General features: G+C 75.1%; 16 protein-coding genes and 1 riboswitch. Of the genes, 12 read left to right on the forward strand and 4 right to left on the reverse strand.

What is annotated here, in order from left to right:
- Nucleotides 1-5 precede the first annotated feature (5 nt).
- On the reverse strand, nt 6-2,150 hold the full coding sequence (locus ACQPYX_RS08260) for a RecQ family ATP-dependent DNA helicase (RefSeq protein WP_433802407.1): 2,145 nt from the start codon (nt 2,148-2,150) through the stop codon (nt 6-8).
- A gap of 78 nt (nt 2,151-2,228) precedes the next feature.
- Here ACQPYX_RS08260 and ACQPYX_RS08265 point away from each other — a divergent pair, with 78 nt between their 5' ends.
- The 6 genes from ACQPYX_RS08265 (at nt 2,229) to ACQPYX_RS08290 (ending at nt 7,630) form a co-directional block, all read left to right on the forward strand.
- A complete protein-coding gene (locus tag ACQPYX_RS08265) occupies nt 2,229-2,867 on the forward strand; it encodes a GntR family transcriptional regulator (protein WP_433802408.1) in 639 nt (212 codons plus the stop codon).
- A gap of 9 nt (nt 2,868-2,876) precedes the next feature.
- Entirely contained in the window at nt 2,877-3,884 is a 1,008-nt protein-coding gene (locus ACQPYX_RS08270; protein WP_433802409.1) for a 1-aminocyclopropane-1-carboxylate deaminase, read from the forward strand.
- Between the two features lie 82 nt (nt 3,885-3,966).
- Nucleotides 3,967-4,857, forward strand: a complete 891-nt coding sequence (locus tag ACQPYX_RS08275; protein WP_433802410.1) for an AAA family ATPase — start codon at nt 3,967-3,969, stop codon at nt 4,855-4,857.
- The gene (locus tag ACQPYX_RS08280; RefSeq protein WP_433802411.1) at nt 4,857-6,311 is read left to right on the forward strand and encodes a VWA domain-containing protein; all 1,455 of its coding nucleotides are present in this window, start codon (nt 4,857-4,859) and stop codon (nt 6,309-6,311) included. The genes ACQPYX_RS08275 and ACQPYX_RS08280 overlap by 1 nt, the downstream gene beginning before the upstream one ends.
- 15 nt (nt 6,312-6,326) lie before the next feature.
- On the forward strand, nt 6,327-6,944 hold the full coding sequence (gene nadD, locus ACQPYX_RS08285) for a nicotinate-nucleotide adenylyltransferase (RefSeq protein WP_433802412.1): 618 nt from the start codon (nt 6,327-6,329) through the stop codon (nt 6,942-6,944).
- A gap of 74 nt (nt 6,945-7,018) precedes the next feature.
- Nucleotides 7,019-7,630 carry a YdeI/OmpD-associated family protein gene (locus ACQPYX_RS08290; RefSeq protein WP_433802413.1) on the forward strand — a complete coding sequence of 204 codons (612 nt, stop codon included), beginning with the start codon at nt 7,019-7,021 and terminating at the stop codon, nt 7,628-7,630.
- A gap of 44 nt (nt 7,631-7,674) precedes the next feature.
- Here ACQPYX_RS08290 and ACQPYX_RS08295 read toward each other — a convergent pair whose 3' ends face one another.
- Nucleotides 7,675-8,883 carry an FIST signal transduction protein gene (locus ACQPYX_RS08295; protein WP_433802414.1) on the reverse strand — a complete coding sequence of 403 codons (1,209 nt, stop codon included), beginning with the start codon at nt 8,881-8,883 and terminating at the stop codon, nt 7,675-7,677.
- A 59-nt stretch (nt 8,884-8,942) separates the two neighbouring features.
- On the opposite strand from ACQPYX_RS08295, the gene rsfS reads away from it, so the two are divergent.
- The 5 genes from rsfS to ACQPYX_RS08320 are packed head-to-tail and all read left to right on the forward strand — an operon-like array spanning nt 8,943 to nt 13,928.
- Nucleotides 8,943-9,326, forward strand: a complete 384-nt coding sequence (gene rsfS / locus ACQPYX_RS08300; protein ID WP_433802415.1) for a ribosome silencing factor — start codon at nt 8,943-8,945, stop codon at nt 9,324-9,326.
- 4 nt (nt 9,327-9,330) lie between these two features.
- Nucleotides 9,331-9,930 (forward strand): histidine phosphatase family protein, encoded by a 600-nt coding sequence (locus ACQPYX_RS08305; protein WP_433802416.1) that lies wholly within the window; start codon nt 9,331-9,333, stop codon nt 9,928-9,930.
- Nucleotides 9,927-10,712, forward strand: a complete 786-nt coding sequence (gene octT / locus ACQPYX_RS08310; protein WP_433802417.1) for a diglucosylglycerate octanoyltransferase — start codon at nt 9,927-9,929, stop codon at nt 10,710-10,712. The genes ACQPYX_RS08305 and octT overlap by 4 nt, the downstream gene beginning before the upstream one ends.
- A gap of 10 nt (nt 10,713-10,722) precedes the next feature.
- A complete protein-coding gene (locus ACQPYX_RS08315) occupies nt 10,723-11,568 on the forward strand; it encodes a helix-hairpin-helix domain-containing protein (RefSeq protein WP_433802418.1) in 846 nt (281 codons plus the stop codon).
- Nucleotides 11,565-13,928 (forward strand): ComEC/Rec2 family competence protein, encoded by a 2,364-nt coding sequence (locus tag ACQPYX_RS08320; RefSeq protein WP_433802419.1) that lies wholly within the window; start codon nt 11,565-11,567, stop codon nt 13,926-13,928. The genes ACQPYX_RS08315 and ACQPYX_RS08320 overlap by 4 nt, the downstream gene beginning before the upstream one ends.
- Nucleotides 13,929-13,936: 8 nt before the next feature.
- Here the strand turns inward: ACQPYX_RS08320 and thrC are convergent, their stop codons facing one another.
- Complete coding sequence (gene thrC, locus ACQPYX_RS08325) at nt 13,937-15,199, reverse strand: threonine synthase (protein WP_433802420.1); 1,263 nt, start codon at nt 15,197-15,199, stop codon at nt 13,937-13,939.
- Between the two features lie 12 nt (nt 15,200-15,211).
- Nucleotides 15,212-15,327, reverse strand: a riboswitch (SAM riboswitch).
- A gap of 131 nt (nt 15,328-15,458) precedes the next feature.
- Here thrC and holA point away from each other — a divergent pair.
- Entirely contained in the window at nt 15,459-16,460 is a 1,002-nt protein-coding gene (holA, locus tag ACQPYX_RS08330; protein ID WP_433802421.1) for a DNA polymerase III subunit delta, read from the forward strand.
- Nucleotides 16,461-16,684: 224 nt separating this feature from the next.
- On the opposite strand, the gene rpsT is transcribed toward holA, so the two are convergent.
- Complete coding sequence (gene rpsT, locus ACQPYX_RS08335; protein ID WP_433802422.1) at nt 16,685-16,978, reverse strand: 30S ribosomal protein S20; 294 nt, start codon at nt 16,976-16,978, stop codon at nt 16,685-16,687.
- Between the last annotated feature and the right edge of the window lie 152 nt (nt 16,979-17,130).

The following is a 17,130-nucleotide window of genomic DNA, read 5'->3' on the forward strand; positions in this document are numbered from 1 at the left end:
GGGCGTCAGTTCGTCGTCGCCACGGTCAGCGGCAGCACGGCCGGGGCGCCGGCGCGGCGCAGCAGCATCGCCGCGACGGTGAGCGTCCACCCCGAGTCGGACACGTCGTCGATCAGCAGCACCGGTCCCGCCTGCAGGCTCTCCGGGTCGAGCTCCGCCGGGACGGACAGCCGCCGGTACACCTCGGCGAGGCGTTGCGCCGAGTTGGGCGGCTCCGGCTCGCTGTCGTCCTCCGGGTCGGAGTAGACCGGCGGCGCGTCGTCGGCGAGCGCCCCGAGCAGCGGGAGCCTCCCGATCGAGGCGATCCGCTGGGCGAAGCTCTCCACCAGGGCGGGCCGGGTGCGGCTGGGCAGCCAGACGATCCCGGTCGGCCGCTCCGCCCAGCCCCACCCCTTGAGCACCTGCACGGCCGCGTCCACGACCGCGTCGGGCGTGAGGTCGTCGGCGCGCATCAGCGGGCGCAGGCGGGGGCCCCACCCGACGTCGGTGAGCCGACCGATGGCGCGGCCCTCCTCGGCGGACTCCTCCGGCCTGATCTTGCCCTTGAGCGGCACGTCCAGCGCGTCCATCCCGCTCGGCCACTGCTTGCGCGGCGCGAGCGGCACCCCGGGGCGGTCGAGCACCTCCTGGGCCTGCACCCGGACGTCCTCGCCGACCGACGGGTCGTAGTGCTTGCCGGTGCAGTTGTCGCACCGCCCGCACGGGCGGGCCCCCGGGTCGTCGAGCTGGCGGCGGAGGAACTCCATGCGGCAGCCGTCGGTGGTGATGTAGTCGAGCATCGCCTGCTGCTCGGCCCGCCGGGCCTTCGCCAGGCCGAGGTAGCGCTTCCCGTCGTACTCCCAAGGTTGCCCGGTGGCCTCCCAGCCGCCCTTGACCCGCTTCACCGCGCCGTCGGTGTCGAGGACCTTGAGCATCATCTCGAGGCGCCCGCGGGACAGTTCGACGCGCGGCTCGAGCGCCGCGGTCGACAGCGGCCGGCCGGCGTCGCCGAGCACCGAGAGGGCCACCCGCACCTGCGGCTCGCCGGGGAAGGCCAGCGAGGCGAAGTAGGCCCAGATGTCGCGGTCCTCCGGGCCGGGCAGCAGGAGCACCTCCGCGCGCTCCACGCCACGGCCGGCGCGGCCGATCTGCTGGTAGTAGGCCACCGGCGACTGCGGCGCCCCGAGGTGGACGACGAAGCCGAGGTCGGGCTTGTCGAAGCCCATCCCGAGCGCGGACGTGGCCACGAGCGCCTTGACCCGGTTGGCCAGCAGGTCGTCCTCCGCGCGCTCGCGGTCGGCCGGGTCGGTCTTCCCGGTGTACGCGGTCACCGCGTGGCCACGTTCGCGCAGGAACGCGGCGAGCTCGTCGGCCGCGCTGACCGTGAGCGTGTAGACGATCCCCGAGCCCGGCAGCTCGTCGAGGTGCTGCGCGAGCCACGCGAACCGGTCGGCGCCCTTCGCCAGGGACAGCACGTTGAGGTGCAGCGACTCGCGGTCCAGCTCGCCGCGCACCACCAGCGCGCCGTCGCCCTGACCGCTGACCCCGAGCTGGTCGGCCACGTCGGTGGTCACGCGGTCGTTCGCCGTGGCCGTGGTGGCGAGGACGGGCACGCCCTCGGGCAGCTCGGAGATGAGCGTGCGGAGCCGGCGGTAATCGGGCCGGAAGTCGTGCCCCCAGTCGGAGATGCAGTGCGCCTCGTCGACCACGAGCAGCCCGGCCGTGCGGGAGAGCTCGGGGAGCACCTGGTCGCGGAACTCCGGGTTGTTCAGCCGCTCCGGGCTGACGAGCAAGACGTCGACCTCACCGGCGCGGACCTCGCCGTAGACCGCCTGCCAGTCGTCGGTGTTCGCCGAGTTGACCGTCACCGCCCGGATCCCCGCGCGCTCGGCCGCCTCGATCTGGTTGCGCATGAGCGCCAGCAGCGGGCTGACGATCACCGTCGGACCCTTCCCGCGGGCCCGCAGCAGGGCCGTGGCCACGAAGTACACCGCCGACTTGCCCCACCCGGTGCGCTGGACGACCAGCGCGCGCCGCCCGTGCGCGACCAACGCCTCGATCGCCCGCCACTGGTCCTCGCGCAGACGGGCGTCCGGGCCCGCCAGCCGCTGCAGCGTGGCCTCGGCGTCAGCACGGAGATCGGTGGTCAGCTCCGAGGGCGAGGTCGTCATGGCCCCACGAAAGCACAGGGGCCCGACAGCGTGGGCCGGTCCTTGACATCCCGTGGGATCTGCCATGCAATATATCGCATGCCGGTTCCGAGCTCCGACGCCGCGGCCCCGCGGACCTCCCTGCGCGAGCAGGTGTTCGCGCAGCTCCGCGCGGCCATCGTCGACGGGACCCTGGAGCCGGGGGAGCGCCTGCACGACGCCGAGCTCTGCCGCTGGCTCGGCGTCAGCCGCACCCCCGTGCGGGAGGCGATCGCCCGGCTGGAACTCGCGGGCCTCGTCGTCGTGAAGCCGGGCAGTTCCACCGTCGTCAGCCCGCTGGACCACCGGGCCGCGCGCGACGCCGCCGAGGTGGCGGCGGCGATGCACGAGCTCGCGACCCGCGCCGCCGCGCCGCACCTCACCGACGCGCACCTGCACGCGATGACCCACGCGAACCAGCGGTTCGAGCGCGCCCTGCACGACGACGACGTCGACGCCGCCATCGCCGCCGACGACGCCTTCCACGGCGTCCCCGTCGAGGTCGCCGCCAACCGGGCGCTGCGCGACACCCTCGACCAGGTCACGCCCCTGCTCCGCCGCATGGAACGCACCCGCTTCGCGTCCCTGACCGGACGTGCCTCGGTCGCCCAGCACGCCCGGATCGTCGAGCTCCTGCGGGCCGGCGACGCCGACGAGGCGGGCCGCGAGGCCCGCGCCAACTGGCTCACCCTCACCTAGGAGAACGCCGTGTCCCTCGACGACTTCGACCGCCACCTGCTGCTCTTCGGTCCCAGCCCGGTCCACCGGCTCGACCGGCTCACCGCCCACCTCGGGGGCGCCGCGATCTGGGCCAAGCGCGAGGACTGCAACTCCGGGCTCGCCTACGGCGGCAACAAGACCCGGAAGCTGGAGTACATCGTCCCGGACGTCCTGGCCAGCGGCGCCGACACGCTCGTCTCCATCGGGGGCGTGCAGTCCAACCACACCCGGCAGGTGGCGGCCGTCGCGGCGAAGCTCGGCCTGAAGGCCCGCCTCGTCCAGGAACGTTGGGTCGACTGGCCCGACAGCGTGAACGACAAGGTCGGCAACATCCTGCTCTCGCGCATCCTCGGCGCGGACGTGCGGCTCGACCCGGCGGGCTTCGACATCGGCCTGCGCGACTCCTACGAGCGCGCCCTGCAGGAGGTCCGCGACGCCGGCGGCGTCCCCTACGGCATCCCCGCCGGGGCCTCGGAGCACCCGCTGGGCGGCCTCGGGTTCGCGCAGTGGGCTCGCGAGGTCGAGGAGCAGGAGGCGGCGCTCGGTGTCTTCTTCGACACCATCGTCGTCTGCACCGTCACCGGCTCCACGCACGCCGGGATGATCGCCGGCTTCGCGCAGTCCGACCGCCCCCGGCGGGTGATCGGGATCGACGCCTCCGCGACCCTCGAGAAGACCCGCGACCAGGTCGACCGCATCGCCCGCCACACCGCGAAGCTGATCGGCCTCGAGCGCGACCTGCGCGACGACGAGGTCACCGTCCTCGAGGGCTGGGCCGGCGAGCGCTACGGCATCCCGGTCGCCTCCACCCGCGACGCGATCGAGCTGACCGCCCGCCTCGAGGGCGTCATCCTCGACCCGGTCTACGAGGGCAAGTCGATGGCCGGCCTGGTCGACCTCGTCGTCGGCGGGGAGATCGACCGCGGCTCGACGGTGCTCTACGCCCACCTCGGGGGCCAGCCCGCGCTCAACGCCTACAGCGGGGCGTTCGCCTGATCTCCGTCCGGGGCGTTCCCGACGTCGGATGTGGCCCAGTCCCCGTGATCAGCGGGGGACAACTCGTCGATCTCCGGGCAGGATGCGGACCGTGGGCAGCGACGCGACCGGCCGGGCGACTCTCTTCGACTCCGTCGACGACGTCGTCACGCGCCTCGGCGACGTCGGCTACCTCGCCTCGAACGCGGTCGCGACGACCGTCTTCCTCGCCGACCGGCTCGGCAAGCCGCTGCTGGTCGAGGGCCCGGCCGGCGTGGGGAAGACCGAGCTCGCGCGGGCGGTGGCCGAGGCGACCGACGCCGGGCTCGTGCGGTTGCAGTGCTACGAGGGCATCGACGAGGCCCGCGCGCTCTACGAGTGGAACCACGCCAAGCAGCTGCTGCGCATCCAGGCCAGCCAGGGACAGGACTGGGACGCCACCCGCGACGACGTGTTCTCCGAGGAGTTCCTCCTCACCCGCCCGCTGCTCACCGCGATCCGTCGTGACGAGCCGACGGTGCTGCTCGTCGACGAGACCGACAAGGCCGACGTCGAGGTCGAGGGCCTGCTGCTCGAGGTGCTCGGCGACTTCCAGGTCACCGTCCCCGAGCTCGGCACCATCACCGCCACCCAGAAGCCGTTCACGCTGCTCACCTCGAACGCGACCCGCGAGCTGTCCGAGGCGCTGAAGCGACGCTGCCTGTTCCTGCACCTCGACTTCCCCGACGCCGAGCTCGAGCGGCGGATCGTCGCCTCCCGTGTCCCGCAGCTCGGGGAGGCGCTCGCCGAGGAGCTGGTGCGCATCATCGGGGTGCTGCGCGGGCTGGAGCTGCGCAAGGCGCCGTCGGTGTCGGAGACGATCGACTGGGCGCGCACCCTCGTGGCCCTCGGCCTGGACACCCTCGACGACGAGGCCGTGCGCCAGAGCCTCGGCGTCGTCCTCAAGCACCGCGCGGACCTGGTCAAGGCCTCCTCGGAACTGCGGTTGAACTGATGACGGCGACGACCCCCGAACGCGGCCTCCCGGCCCACCTCGTCGACTTCGTGCAGGCCCTGCGCCACCACCACGTCGACGTCGGGCCGGGCGAGACCGTCGACGCCGCCGCGGTGATGGCCGAGATCGACCTGCTGCGCCGCGAGCAGCTCCGGGAGGGGCTCGCCGCGGCGCTGCTGCGCCGCAGCGGCCAGCGGCAGACCTTCGACGCGCTGTTCGAACTGTGGTGGCCGCTGGGGCAGGGCGCGGCGCTCGGCGAGGTCGCGCTGCCCTACGCCGAGGACGGCTCGGTCGACATCGACGCGCTGCGCGACCTGCTCGCCGAGCTCCTGGTCGACGGCGACACCGCCGCGCTCTCCGAGCTCGCCCGCGCCGTGGTCGACGGTCTGGGCACCCTCGGGGCGGGCCGGGGCCAGGGCTCGGGGGGCAGCGGCGGCCAGGGCCGCGACGGCTCGCAGGGTCCGCCGTCGGGGTTCTCCTCCTACCAGGCGCTCAACAGCGTCAAGCCCGAGACGCTGCTCGCGCGGGTGCTCGCCGAGCTGCGCACCCGCCGGCAGGCGGACGCCGCCGACAGCCCGTTCGCGGAGGAGGTCGCGCGCCGCGAGACCCGCGCGCGGATCGCCGAGTTCCGCCGGATGGTGCAGGGCGAGACGACGCGGCGCGGCAGCGAGATCCGTGGCCGGGAGGCGGCCGCCCGGACCGGGGTGCGGCGCCAGGCCGAGCAGACCGACTTCCTGTCCGCCGGCGCGGACACGCTCGCCGACCTGCGACGACGGGTCGCCCCGCTCGGCCGCCACCTGGCCACGCGGCTCGCGGCCCGTCGTCGTCGGGCGCACCGCGGCCCGATCGACATGCGCCGCACCCTGCGCCGCTCGATGTCGACCGGCGGCGTGCCGGTGAACCTGGTCCACCGCCGCCCGCGGCCGGGGCGCCCCGAGCTGGTGCTGCTCTGCGACGTCTCCGGCTCCGTCGCCGGGTTCAGCCACTTCACGATGATGCTGGTCCAGGCGCTGCGCGAGCAGTTCTCCCGCATCCGGATCTTCTGCTTCGTGGACGGCTGCGTCGAGGTGACCGACCTGTTCACCCCGGGCGCCGACCTCGCGGGCATCCTCACCGAGGTGCACTCCCGGCGCGGCCTCGTCGCGTGGAGCGGGCACTCCGACTACGGCCGGGCGTTCGAGCGCTTCGCCGACCGCTGGCCGGACGCCGTGACCGACCGCAGCTCGCTGCTCGTGCTCGGTGATGCCCGCACCAACCACCAGGACCCGGCGCTCGGGGTCCTGCGGGCCGTCGTCGCGAGGGCCCGGCACGCGCACTGGTTGAATCCCGAGCCGCAGCGGCAGTGGGGGACCGGCGACTCGGCGGCGATCGAGTACGGCCGGGTCATGCCGATGCACGAGTGCCGCACGGCGGCCCAGCTCGCCGGCGTGGTCGGCGGACTGCTCCCGGTCTAGCGAGAGGCCAGTTCGATGGGGATGCGCGTCGGCGTCATGGGCGGCACGTTCGACCCGATCCATCACGGGCACCTGGTCGCGGCCAGCGAGGCGGCCCTGCGCTTCGACCTCGACGAGGTCGTGTTCGTGCCCACCGGGCAGCCGTGGCAGAAGTCGAAGACCGAGGTCACCGCAGCCGAGGACCGGTACCTGATGACGGTCGTGGCGACCGCCTCGAACCCGCGCTTCACGGTCAGCCGGGTCGACGTCGACCGCGACGGGCCCACCTACACCGTCGACACCCTGCGCGACCTCGCCGAGGTCTTCCCCGACGACGAGCTGTACTTCATCACCGGCGCCGACGCCCTCGAGCAGATCCTCTCCTGGCACCGCGCCGACGAGATGTTCGAGATCGCGCACTTCGTCGGCGTCACCCGGCCGGGGTTCGAGCTGGTGTCCGACCACCTGCCGAAGGGTGCGGTGTCGTTGATCGAGGTGCCCGCCATGGCGATCTCGTCGACCGACTGCCGGGCGCGCGTCGAGAAGGGCGAACCGGTCTGGTACCTGGTGCCCGACGGCGTGGTGCAGTACATCGCCAAGCGCGGCCTCTACCGCAACGGCGGCTCCCCGTCGCGGCTGGAGCACCTGGGTTAGCACCCTCCGGGTGCCAGCAATGCGTCACTGCTTGCACCCAGTGCCAGAAAACCCGGCTCCGTCAGAATGACCGCGTGGACCAGCCGGAACTCCTGCTCCCCGACGCCGGGTCGTGGCGGCTCTGGCTCGAGGCCAACCACGCCGACCCCACCGGGGTGTGGCTGGTGCTCGCCAAGAAGGCGGCGCTCGCCCTCCCCGAACCGCCGACGGTCCTGACCTACGCGACCGCGCTCGACGAGGCGCTGTGCTTCGGCTGGATCGACGGGCAGGCCCGGCGTCGCGACGAGTGGACGACGTTCCAGCGGTTCACCCCGCGGCGGGCGCGCTCACCGTGGTCGGCCCGCAACGTCGGCTACGTCGCCCGGCTCACCGAGGAGGGCCGGATGCACGAGGCCGGGCTCGCCGAGGTGGAGCGGGCGAAGGGCGACGGCCGGTGGGACGCGGCGTACGCGGGCCCCGCGACGGCGACTGTCCCCGACGACCTGGCCGCCGCGATCGCGGCCTCCCCGGCGGCGTCGGCCATGTTCGAGACGCTGACCAGCCAGAACCGGTACGCGCTCACCCACCGGCTCGGGCAGCTGAAGACCACCCGGACCCGCGCCCGGCGGATCGCCGAGTACGTGGCGATGCTCGAACGCGGCGAGACCATCTATCCGCAAGGTGGCCGCAGGCCCCGTGAGCAGTGATCCGTGCCGGGACCCGGACACGTACTCACGGGCGCGCAGCGCACCTACCCGAAGGCGAGCACCGACGCGGTGAAGCCGTGCAGGTGGTTCTTCGCGGCGACCGGACCGATCTCGCCGTCGGCGAAGAACCCGGCCACGCGGGGCGCGAGGCCACGGCGGATCGCCCGGACGTCGTGCGAGGTGTCCTCCCCGAACATGACCCGGCCCCGCCCGGTGCAGGAGAACAGCAGCGCGCCCCCGGCGGGGGCGTCGTCGGCGGTGAGGGCCATGAGGGCGTCGAGGTCCTCCCCGGCGGTCGACGCGTCACGCACGTGGAACCGCACGGTGCGCCCGACCTCGACGACGTCCCCGACCGCGACCGTGCCCGCCTCCTCGTCGGCGCCGACGACGCCGCGCACCAGGAAGTCCCCGCGGCCGTGCTCGTCGGCGTACTCGTCCATGGCGATGCCGAGGTGCAGGCCGCGCATGGCCAGCGCCGAGTCCTCCTCGCCGAGGTCGCGCAGGATCTCCTCGAGCTTGCGGTAGGCCGGCTGCCCGGCCAGGGAGGTGAGCTGGGAGCCCTCGGCGCCCGTCACGGTCATCGTCGGGCCGATCGGGCGGCAGCCCTGGCTGACCAGGGTGCGCACTGCGACGTCCCCGCCGAGCAGCACCCCCACGGCGCCGCGCTCGTGGACCTCGCCGTCGAGGAACAGCCGCGCGCCGCCCGGGCCGGGCCGCGCGGGGCCGAGCGCCGAGCTGCCGACCGGGGCGGTGGCGAGCCCGCCGACCAGCGGCAGCCCGGGCAGCGCCTGGCCGGACTGCTCGACGAAGCCCTGCGCCGGGAACGTGAACGGATCGGCGAGCAGCACGGCCACCGCGTCGTCCTCCGCGGGCACCGGCATGCCGCCGACCGAGATGCCGCTCTCGTGCCGGGCGGCCTGCAGGTGGAACGGCGTGACCCGCACCCCGGGCAGCGACGCCGCCCACACGGCGACCGCGGGGGCGTCCTCCACCCCGCGGCCGTCGCCGATCACGCCCGAGGCGCGGCAGCCGAGCGTGGTGGTGGCCCCGGCGATCTGCATGGCCTGGCGCCCCACCGCGGCCGCGACGTCGGGGTCGGGGTGCGAGACGAAGACCGACATCAGGTCGGGGCGCCGCCCCTGCAGCGGCGCGGTGGCGGCGGCCACGGCGGTCTCGGCGGCGGCCTCGAGGTCCGGGCCCTGGGCGAGGCCGTCCCCGAACGCCGAGGTCTGCGTGCTCGCGGCGTCGTGCATGACGGGAGTATGAACGGCACCACCGACAACGAAACCGGAGCGACGGTAAGCTCACCGCGATGGCCGCCACCGATCACGCGCTCCGCCTGGCCGAGGTCGCGGCCCTGGCCGCCGCCGACAAGCTCGCCCAGGACGTCGTCGCGATCGACGTCTCCGAACGGCTCCCGCTCACCGACTGCTTCGTCATCGCCTCGGCGCCGAACGAGCGCCAGGTGCAGGCGGTCGTCGACAACGTCGAGGAGAAGCTGCGCGGCGAGGACGTGAAGCCGGTCCGGCGCGAGGGCACGCAGGAGGCCCGCTGGGTGCTGCTGGACTTCGGCGACGTCGTGGTGCACGTGCTGCACTCCGACGAGCGCGACTTCTACGGCCTCGAGCGGCTGTGGAAGGACTGCCCCCACATCGACCTGCCGGCCGAGGTCTCGCTGCCGCGCAGCGCGGAGTAGCCGGGTGCTGGACCGCATCGTCCTGCTCCGGCACGGACGCACCGCCTGGAACGCCGAGCGCCGCATGCAGGGGCGGCTCGACCCCCCGCTCGACGGGACCGGGCAGGCGCAGGCCGACGCGACCGCACCCGGCGTCCGGACGTTGGCACCGGTCGTCGTGCTCGCCTCCGACCAGGCCCGCGCCTGGCAGACCGCGGCGGCCGCGTCCGACGGCCTCGACGTCGAGCCGCGCAAGGAGCCGCGGCTGCGCGAGACCGACGTCGGCCGCTGGCAGGGCCTCGTCGACGACGAGGTGGACGCCGGCTGGCCCGGGGGGCTCGACGCCTGGCGGCTGGACCCGCACTACCGCCCGCCGGACGGCGAGTCGCGCCACGACGCGTACGTGCGGGCGCTGCCGGTGGTGCAGGAGCTGCTCGACGCCGACCTCGACGGCACCGCCCTGCTCGTCGCGCACGGCGGTGTCATCCTCGCGCTGACCTGCGGGTTCCTCGGGCTGCCGACCGACCACTGGGGTGCGCTCGCGCCGTTGGGCAACTGCCGGACCGCGGTCCTCGAGCACCGGGTGGACCGCTGGCGTCTCGTCCGGTGGGGCGCGGAGGCGTGAGCCTGCTGGTGCTCGGGGACTCGCTGAGCTTCCACGGGCCCCGCACCGCCCACCCGGTCGACGAGCCGCGGCTGTGGCCGCAGGTCGCGGGCTCCTGCCTGGGGACGTCGGTCGACCTGCACGCCGGGCTCGGCTGGACGGCGCGGCACGCCTGGACGGCGGTGCGGACCGACCCGCGGGTGTGGGCGTCGGTGCGCACGGCCGACGCGGTGGCGCTCGGGGTCGGCGGGATGGACTCCCTGCCCTCCCCGCTGCCGACGGCCGTGCGGGAGCTGATCCCGGTGCTGCGGCCGCCGTCGTTGGCCGCGCGGGTCCGGCGGGCCTACCGGGACCGGCACGCGCGGCTCGTCCGCCTGACCGGTGGCCGTCCGACGGCGCTGCCGCCCGGCGAGACGGTGCGGTGCCTGGAGCAGATCCGGGTCGCGGTGACCACCCTGCGCCCGCACGCGCCGATGGTGCTGCTGCTGCCGTCGGTCCACCGGTCACCGCTGTACGGCGGGGTGCACACGGGACGGACCGCGCACGTCGCGGCGATGCGGGCGTGGGCGGTGCGGTCGGGGGTGCGGGTGCTGGAGGTGGCCCCGCTGGTCGTCGAGCACGTGCTCGGCGGACACGGCAACCCCGACGGCATCCACTGGGGCTGGCCGGCGCACCGGATGGTCGGGGAGGCGGTGGCCGAGCTGCTCCGGACGGAGCAGCGAGCTGTCCACAGTGGCATCCCGGACCCCGGTGATCCACAGGGCGGGGCGCTGACCTGGGAGAACGCGGCCGACCGGTCCTAGCGTCGGCCGGGTGACCCAGGACCCCCGGCTCCGGCTGCAGGCCGCCCTTCCCGACGAGGGGTCGGTGCGGCAGGGCTGGCCCACGGCGCCGCCGGCGACGCCCGGGGCGTCGCTCGTGTACGACGAGGCCGTCCCGGAGCAGCCGGCGTACGCGCCGGTCCGGCCGAGCGCGTGGGACCCGCCGGCGCGCGGGGCGGCGCGGTGGCTGCCCGCGTCCTGGACCGCGGCGCGCTGGGACCCGGGCCGGTGGGGCGCGCTCGCGTTGGCGGCGGTGGTCGTGGTGGCGGCGGTCGTCACGGGGCTCGGGGTGTGGGGCGGGCGGCCGGTGGCCGAGCCGGTGCCGGGACTGCCCGTGGTGGCGACGTCGCCCTCGACCTCCTCCGCCGCCCCCGCCGGTCCCGCGTCGGAGCCGGGTGCGCCGGTCGTGGTGCACGTGGCGGGCAAGGTGCGGCGGCCCGGTCTGGTGACGCTGCGGGACGGCGCCCGGGTCGGGGAGGCGGTCGACGCGGCCGGTGGCGCGCTGCCGAAGGTCGACCTCACGCCGCTGAACCTCGCCGCCCGGGTGGTGGACGGGCAGCAGATCGTCGTGGGTGGACCGGCGGGGCCGGCCGCCCCGGCTGCGGCCGCTCCGGCTCCCGGTGCCACGGCGGCCCCGGCGGGGGACGGCAGGCTCGACCTGAACGCGGCGACGCTCGAGCAGCTCGACGGGCTGCCGGGGGTCGGTCCCGTGACCGCGAAGAAGATCCTCGACTGGCGGACCCAGAACGGGCGGTTCACGGCGGTCGAGCAGCTCCGCGAGATCCCGGGCATCGGCGAGGCCCGCTTCGGCACGCTGCGCGACCTGGTGCGGGTGTGAGCGCGCCGGACGGGGAGCGGCCCCGGCTCGACGCACGCCTCGTGCCCGCGGCGCTCGCGGCCTGGGGTGCGGCGCTGGTGGCGCTCGGCGTCGGGTGGGGCCCGGGCGCCCTCGTCACGGTCGCGGCGCTGGTGGCGGCGGCCGTCGGGGTCGTGCGCCGGGACCGGCGCTGGGCCGCGGGGCTGATCGCGGCGGGCGCGTGTGCGGCGGCGGTCGGCGGGGTCTCGTCGTCGGCGGCCTGGCAGGTCGCCGCCCACCCGGTGCGCGCGGCGGCGGCCGGGAGCTCGGCGGCGACGCTCGAGGTGGTCCTCACCGACGATCCGGCGCCCCTGCGGTCGTCCGGCCTCGGCGGTCCGCGGGTCGTGGTCCGGGCGGACCTGGTCGCCGCGCAGACCGGCGGCGGCCGCTGGGTGGGGGAGGGGCACGTGGTCGTGCTCGCGCCCGCCGAGGGCTGGGCCGGGCTCCTCCCGGGGCAGCGGCTGACCACCAGCGGGTCGCTCGCGTCGTCCTCGCGCGGCGACCTCACGGTCGCGGTCCTGCGCACCCGTGGCCCGCCGCGGGACGTCGCGGCGCCGCCGACGGTGCAGGTGGCGGCCGGCGACCTGCGTGCCGGGCTACGCGACGCCGCCCGTGCGGTGCTCGGCGAGGACCCGGCGGGCCTGCTGCCGGGGCTCGTCGTGGGCGACACCTCGGGCCTCGCAGCGGACCTGGTCGACGACTTCCGGACGGCGGGCCTGACCCACCTGACCGCGGTCAGCGGCTCGAACGTGGCGTTCGTCCTCGGGGCGGTCCTGCTCCTGGTGCGGCTCGCCCGGGCCGGACCACGGACCGCGGCGGTGCTCGCCGGGCTCGCGCTGGTCGGGTTCGTGGTGCTCGCCCGGCCCTCGCCGAGCGTGCTGCGGGCTGGAGCGATGGGCGGCGTGGTGCTGCTCGCGCTCGCGCTGGGTCGGCGGCGATCGGTGCTCCCGGCGCTGGCGGCCACGGTGGTGGGGCTGCTGCTCGTCGACCCGGCGCTGGCGACCGACGCGGGGTTCGCCCTGTCGGTCCTCGCCACGGGGGCGCTCGTCCTGCTCGCCCCGCCTCTGGTCGCGGCCATGCGGACCCGCCGGATTCCGACGGGCGTGGCCGAGGCACTCGCGGTGCCGGTCGCGGCCCACGTCGTCACCGCACCCGTGGTGGCGGGCCTGTCGGGCGAGGTCAGCCTCGTGGCCGTCCTCGCCAACCTGCTCGCGGCCCCCGTGGTCGCGCCCGCGACCGTCCTCGGCGTCATCGCGGCGGTCGTGGCGCCGTGGTGGACGTGGGGTGCGCACGCGGCGGTGTGGCTGGCGGGGCCCGAGGTGTCGTGGCTCGTGTGGGTCGCCCGTCGGTGCGCGGGTGTCGACGGGGCGACGGTCAGCTGGCCCGGCGGGGTGCTCGGCGGCCTGGTGCTCGCGGGCCTGGTGGTGCTCGGCGCCGTCGCGCTGCGGTGGCGGCGCGTCCGCCTGGTGGCCCTGGCCGCGGCGATCGGGTTGCTGCTCGTGTTCGTGCCCACCCGGGTCGTGCCCGTGGGGTGGCCGCCGCCGGGATGGGCGGTGGTGGCGTGCGACGTCGGTCAGGGGGACGCACTCGTCCTCGCGACGGGGGAGCCGGGGCGGGCCGTCCTGGTCGACGCCGGCGCCGACGCGGGGCCGGTGGACCGTTGCCTCGCGCGCCTCGGGGTGCGCTCGCTCGCGCTGGTCGTGCTCTCGCACCTGCACGTCGACCACGTCGGCGGGCTCGCGGGGGCGCTGCGGGGCCGGTCGACGGGCGGGGTGGCCGTCGGTCCGGTCCGGGAGCCGGTGGGGACGCTCGCGCAGGTGAGCGCACGGGCGCGGGCGGCGGGAGCACCCGTCGTCGGGATGGAGAAGGGTGTGGTGCTGCGGTGGCCGGGGCTGACGCTGGAGGTGCTCGGGCCGGTGCATCCGGGCGTGCACGTCGACGGCGAGGACGGGTCGCAGGTGAACGACACGTCCCTCGTGCTGCGGGCGAGCACCCCGCTGGGGCGGGTGCTGCTGCCGGGCGACGCGGAACGGGCGTCGCAGGATGCGCTGCTCGCCGCCGGGACGGACCTGCACGCCGAGGTGCTGAAGGTGCCCCACCACGGGTCGCGGTCGTCGCTGCCGGCGTTCCTCGTGGCGCCCGGTTCGCGGTTGGCGCTGGTGAGCGTCGGGCGGGGGAACTCCTACGGGCACCCGAACCCGTCGATCACGGGACTGCTCGCCGGCACGGGCGCGCTCGTGCGCCGGACCGACGAGAGCGGGGACCTCGCCCTCGTGCCCGGCGCGCGAGGTCCGGCGGTGGTCGCGCGGGGCGACCCCCTGCCGGACCCGCGGCGGCGGTAGCAGCCGGTCTAGAGACCCAGGGCCTCGCGCACGGCCTTCGACGTGGCCGGGACCGTGGCCTTCGGCCCGACCTGGTGCTCGATGGCGTCGAGGGTCTTCAGGCCGTCGCCGGTGATGAGCAGGACGGTGTCGGCGTCCGGGTCGAGCTGCCCCGACTCCACGAGCTTCTTCGCGTTGGCGACGGTCACGCCGCCGGCGGTCTCCGCGAAGATGCCCTCGGTGCGGGCGAGCAGGCGGATGCCGTCGCGGACCTCGTCGTCGGTCACGTCGGTGACGGCGCCGCCGGTCCGGCGCACGGTGTCGAGGACGTAGGGCCCGTCGGCCGGGTTCCCGATCGCCAGCGAGCGCGCGATCGTGTCGGGCCGCTGCGGCTTCACCACGTCGGTGCCCTCGCGGAAGGCGGTCGAGACGGGGGAGCAGCCGGCGGCCTGGGCGCCGAAGATCCGCCAGTCGGCGCCGTCGACGAGCCCGAGCGAGACCAGCTCGCCGTACGCCTTGTCGATCTTCGTGAGCTGCGACCCGGAGGCCACCGGGATCACGGTCTGCGCGGGGATGCGCCACCCGAGCTGCTCGGAGATCTCGTAGCCCAGGCTCTTGGAGCCCTCGGCGTAGTACGGCCGGACGTTGACGTTGACGAAGGCCCAGTCCTCCTGCTCGAACGCGAGCTCGGTGGCGAGGCGGTTGACGTCGTCGTAGTTGCCCTCCACGGCGAGGAGGTTGGTGTCGTACACCGCGGTCATGAGGACCTTGGCCCGCTCCAGCGAGGAGGGGATGAGCACGACCGACTCCCACCCGGCGCGGGCGGCCGCGGCGGCGGTGGCGTTGGCCAGGTTCCCGGTGGACGGGCAGGCCAGCACGGTGAAGCCCAGCTCGCGGGCGGCGGCGAGCGCCACGGCCACGACGCGGTCCTTGAAGGAGTGCGTCGGATTGCCGGTGTCGTCCTTGACCCACAGGTTCCGGATGCCGAGCTCGGCGCCCAGGCGGTCGGCGCGGATCAGGCGGGTGAAGCCCGGGTCCATGTTCGGGTGGTCCTGCACGGTGCTGGGCACCGGCAGGAGCTTCTGGTACCGCCAGATCGACTTCGGGCCCCGCTCGATCTCCTCGCGGGTGATCGACGGGAAGTCGTACGCGATCTCGAGGGGCCCGAAGCACTGCGGACAGGCGAACTCCGGGGCGAGCGGGGTGCGGTGGCCGCAGGCGCGACACGAGAGGGCGGCCGCCGGGCCGAGGTCGTAGCCGGTCGCCGTCTGGTCGGGCGCAGTCAAGGTCATGGAAGAGTGTTCTCCTCATCTTCCCCGCGGGTCCGCGGGTCGGAATTGGCACCGGTCTTGCGCACGCGGAGGCGCCGCCGGTTGCCGGGGTGTCGTCGGGCCGTTCCCTCTACCCCTCTGGATGAGCCGTATTCGGTTGTCCGCGGGCCAGCGCCCTGCGGTCGCGCACCGGGCACGTTACGGCACCCGGAGCACGCGGGGCCACTGCTCCACACGTTGCCCACGCCACCCTGTCGGGGGTCGGTGCGAGGATGAGGACGTGCCACCCCGCGCGCGGAGCAAGCCCGCCGACGAGCTCGTGCCGGTGCGCCTCGTCGTCGGGGACGAGGGCCTGCTGGTGGAGCGCGCCGTGGCCACGGCCACCGCCGCGGCCCGCCGTGCGGACCCCGACGTCGAGGTCCGCACCCTCAAGGCGAACGAGATCACCGCGGGCGTGCTCGCGGAGCTGGTCAGCCCGTCGCTGTTCGCCGAGTCGCGGGTGGTGGTGCTCGAGGCGGCGCAGGACGCGAACGCCGAGGTCACCACGGTGCTGGTCGAGTACGCGAAGGCGCCGACGGACGGGGTCGCCCTCGTCGTCGTGCACCCCGGTGGCGCGAAGGGCAAGGCGCTCGTCGACGGGCTGAAGAAGACGGGCGCGGCCGTCAGCGAGGCCGCCAAGTTCAAGCCGTGGGAGACCGACCGGCGAGCCGACTTCGTCCGGAACGAGATCCGGCAGGCGGGCGGCGGTATCACGGGGGAGGCCCTGAACCTGCTGCTGGAGGCGGTCGGGGCCGACCTGCGCGAGCTCGCGGCGGCCGCGTCGCAGCTGGTCAGCGACTCGGGCGGCCAGGTCGACGCCGACTCCGTGCGCCGGTTCCACCGGGGCCGGGCCGACGTCACGGGGTTCGCGGTGGCGGAGAAGGCGGTGTCGGGCGACCGCGCGGGGGCCCTGGAGGCGCTGCGCTACGCGCTCGACACGGGGGTGCCGCACGTCCTGGTCGCCGACGCCCTGGCCGACGCGGTGCGCACCATCGCCCGGGTGTCGGCCGCGGGCCGGGGCGACCCGGGCGCCCTGGCGAGCCGGCTGAAGATGCCGCCGTTCAAGGTGAAGAAGGCCATGGGGCAGGCGCGCGGCTGGGACGGCCCGGGGCTCACGCGGGCCATGGCGCTGGTGGCCGACGTGAACGCGGACGTCAAGGGCGTCGCGGCCGACGCGTCGTACGCCCTCGAGCGGGCCACCTCGGAGCTGGCGGGCCTCGCCGGGCAGGCACGCCGACGCTGAGGCCGCCGCGAAGGTGACGAGGGGCAGGCCCGGGGCCACGCCGGGCTGCCTGTCGTGCATCTCGCGACGACACGCAGCGGCTCCGGCCCGCCATGCGCCGCGAAGGTGCCGTGAGACAGGGATACGGCCCCGCACACCGGCATGGCGTGTACCTCGCGACGACGCCCGCCCCAGAACGACGAAACGGGCGCCCCCAGCCAGGGGACGCCCGTCGTCGGGAAGGACTACGCCGGGGTCTTGCCGGCCTTCGCGTCGACCGTGTGGGTCGAGGCGCGGTGCGCCATGCGCGACTTCTTGTTCGCGGCCTGGTTCTTGTGGATGACGCCCTTGCTCACGGCCTTGTCGAGCAGGCGCGCGGCGTGGCGGCGACGCTCGTCGGCGGCGGTGGCGTCGCCGGACTCGACGGTCTCGCGGTAGCGACGGATCGCCGTCTTGATCTCGGACTTGACCGCCTTGTTGCGCTGGCGGGCTTCCTCGTTCTTGCGGTTACGCTTGACCTGCTGCTTGATATTCGCCACGGGGCTTTCGAACCTCTTGATCGCTGGGGTGTCTTCGTGCGGGCGCGCAACAGGCGTCCAGCCCGCACGGCGCAGTGGGTTCCAGGTTACCAACGGCCCTCGCCGACGATGACCGTCGGGGTGTCGTGGGACGATGGAGCACGACCGTCCGA

Source organism: Actinomycetospora sp. CA-084318 (genome assembly GCF_050955885.1).
Lineage (GTDB): Bacteria > Actinomycetota > Actinomycetes > Mycobacteriales > Pseudonocardiaceae > Actinomycetospora.

Excerpts from the sequence above, each read along its gene's own strand:
- ACQPYX_RS08260 (WP_433802407.1), bottom strand. The coding sequence starts at position 2,150 with ATGACGACCTCGCCCTCGGAGCTGACCACCGATCTCCGTGCTGACGCC.
- ACQPYX_RS08265 (WP_433802408.1), top strand. The coding sequence starts at position 2,229 with ATGCCGGTTCCGAGCTCCGACGCCGCGGCCCCGCGGACCTCCCTGCGC.
- ACQPYX_RS08275 (WP_433802410.1), top strand. The coding sequence starts at position 3,967 with ATGCGGACCGTGGGCAGCGACGCGACCGGCCGGGCGACTCTCTTCGAC.
- ACQPYX_RS08280 (WP_433802411.1), top strand. The coding sequence starts at position 4,857 with ATGACGGCGACGACCCCCGAACGCGGCCTCCCGGCCCACCTCGTCGAC.
- nadD (WP_433802412.1), top strand. The coding sequence starts at position 6,327 with ATGGGGATGCGCGTCGGCGTCATGGGCGGCACGTTCGACCCGATCCAT.
- ACQPYX_RS08295 (WP_433802414.1), bottom strand. The coding sequence starts at position 8,883 with ATGCACGACGCCGCGAGCACGCAGACCTCGGCGTTCGGGGACGGCCTC.
- rsfS (WP_433802415.1), top strand. The coding sequence starts at position 8,943 with ATGGCCGCCACCGATCACGCGCTCCGCCTGGCCGAGGTCGCGGCCCTG.
- thrC (WP_433802420.1), bottom strand. The coding sequence starts at position 15,199 with ATGACCTTGACTGCGCCCGACCAGACGGCGACCGGCTACGACCTCGGC.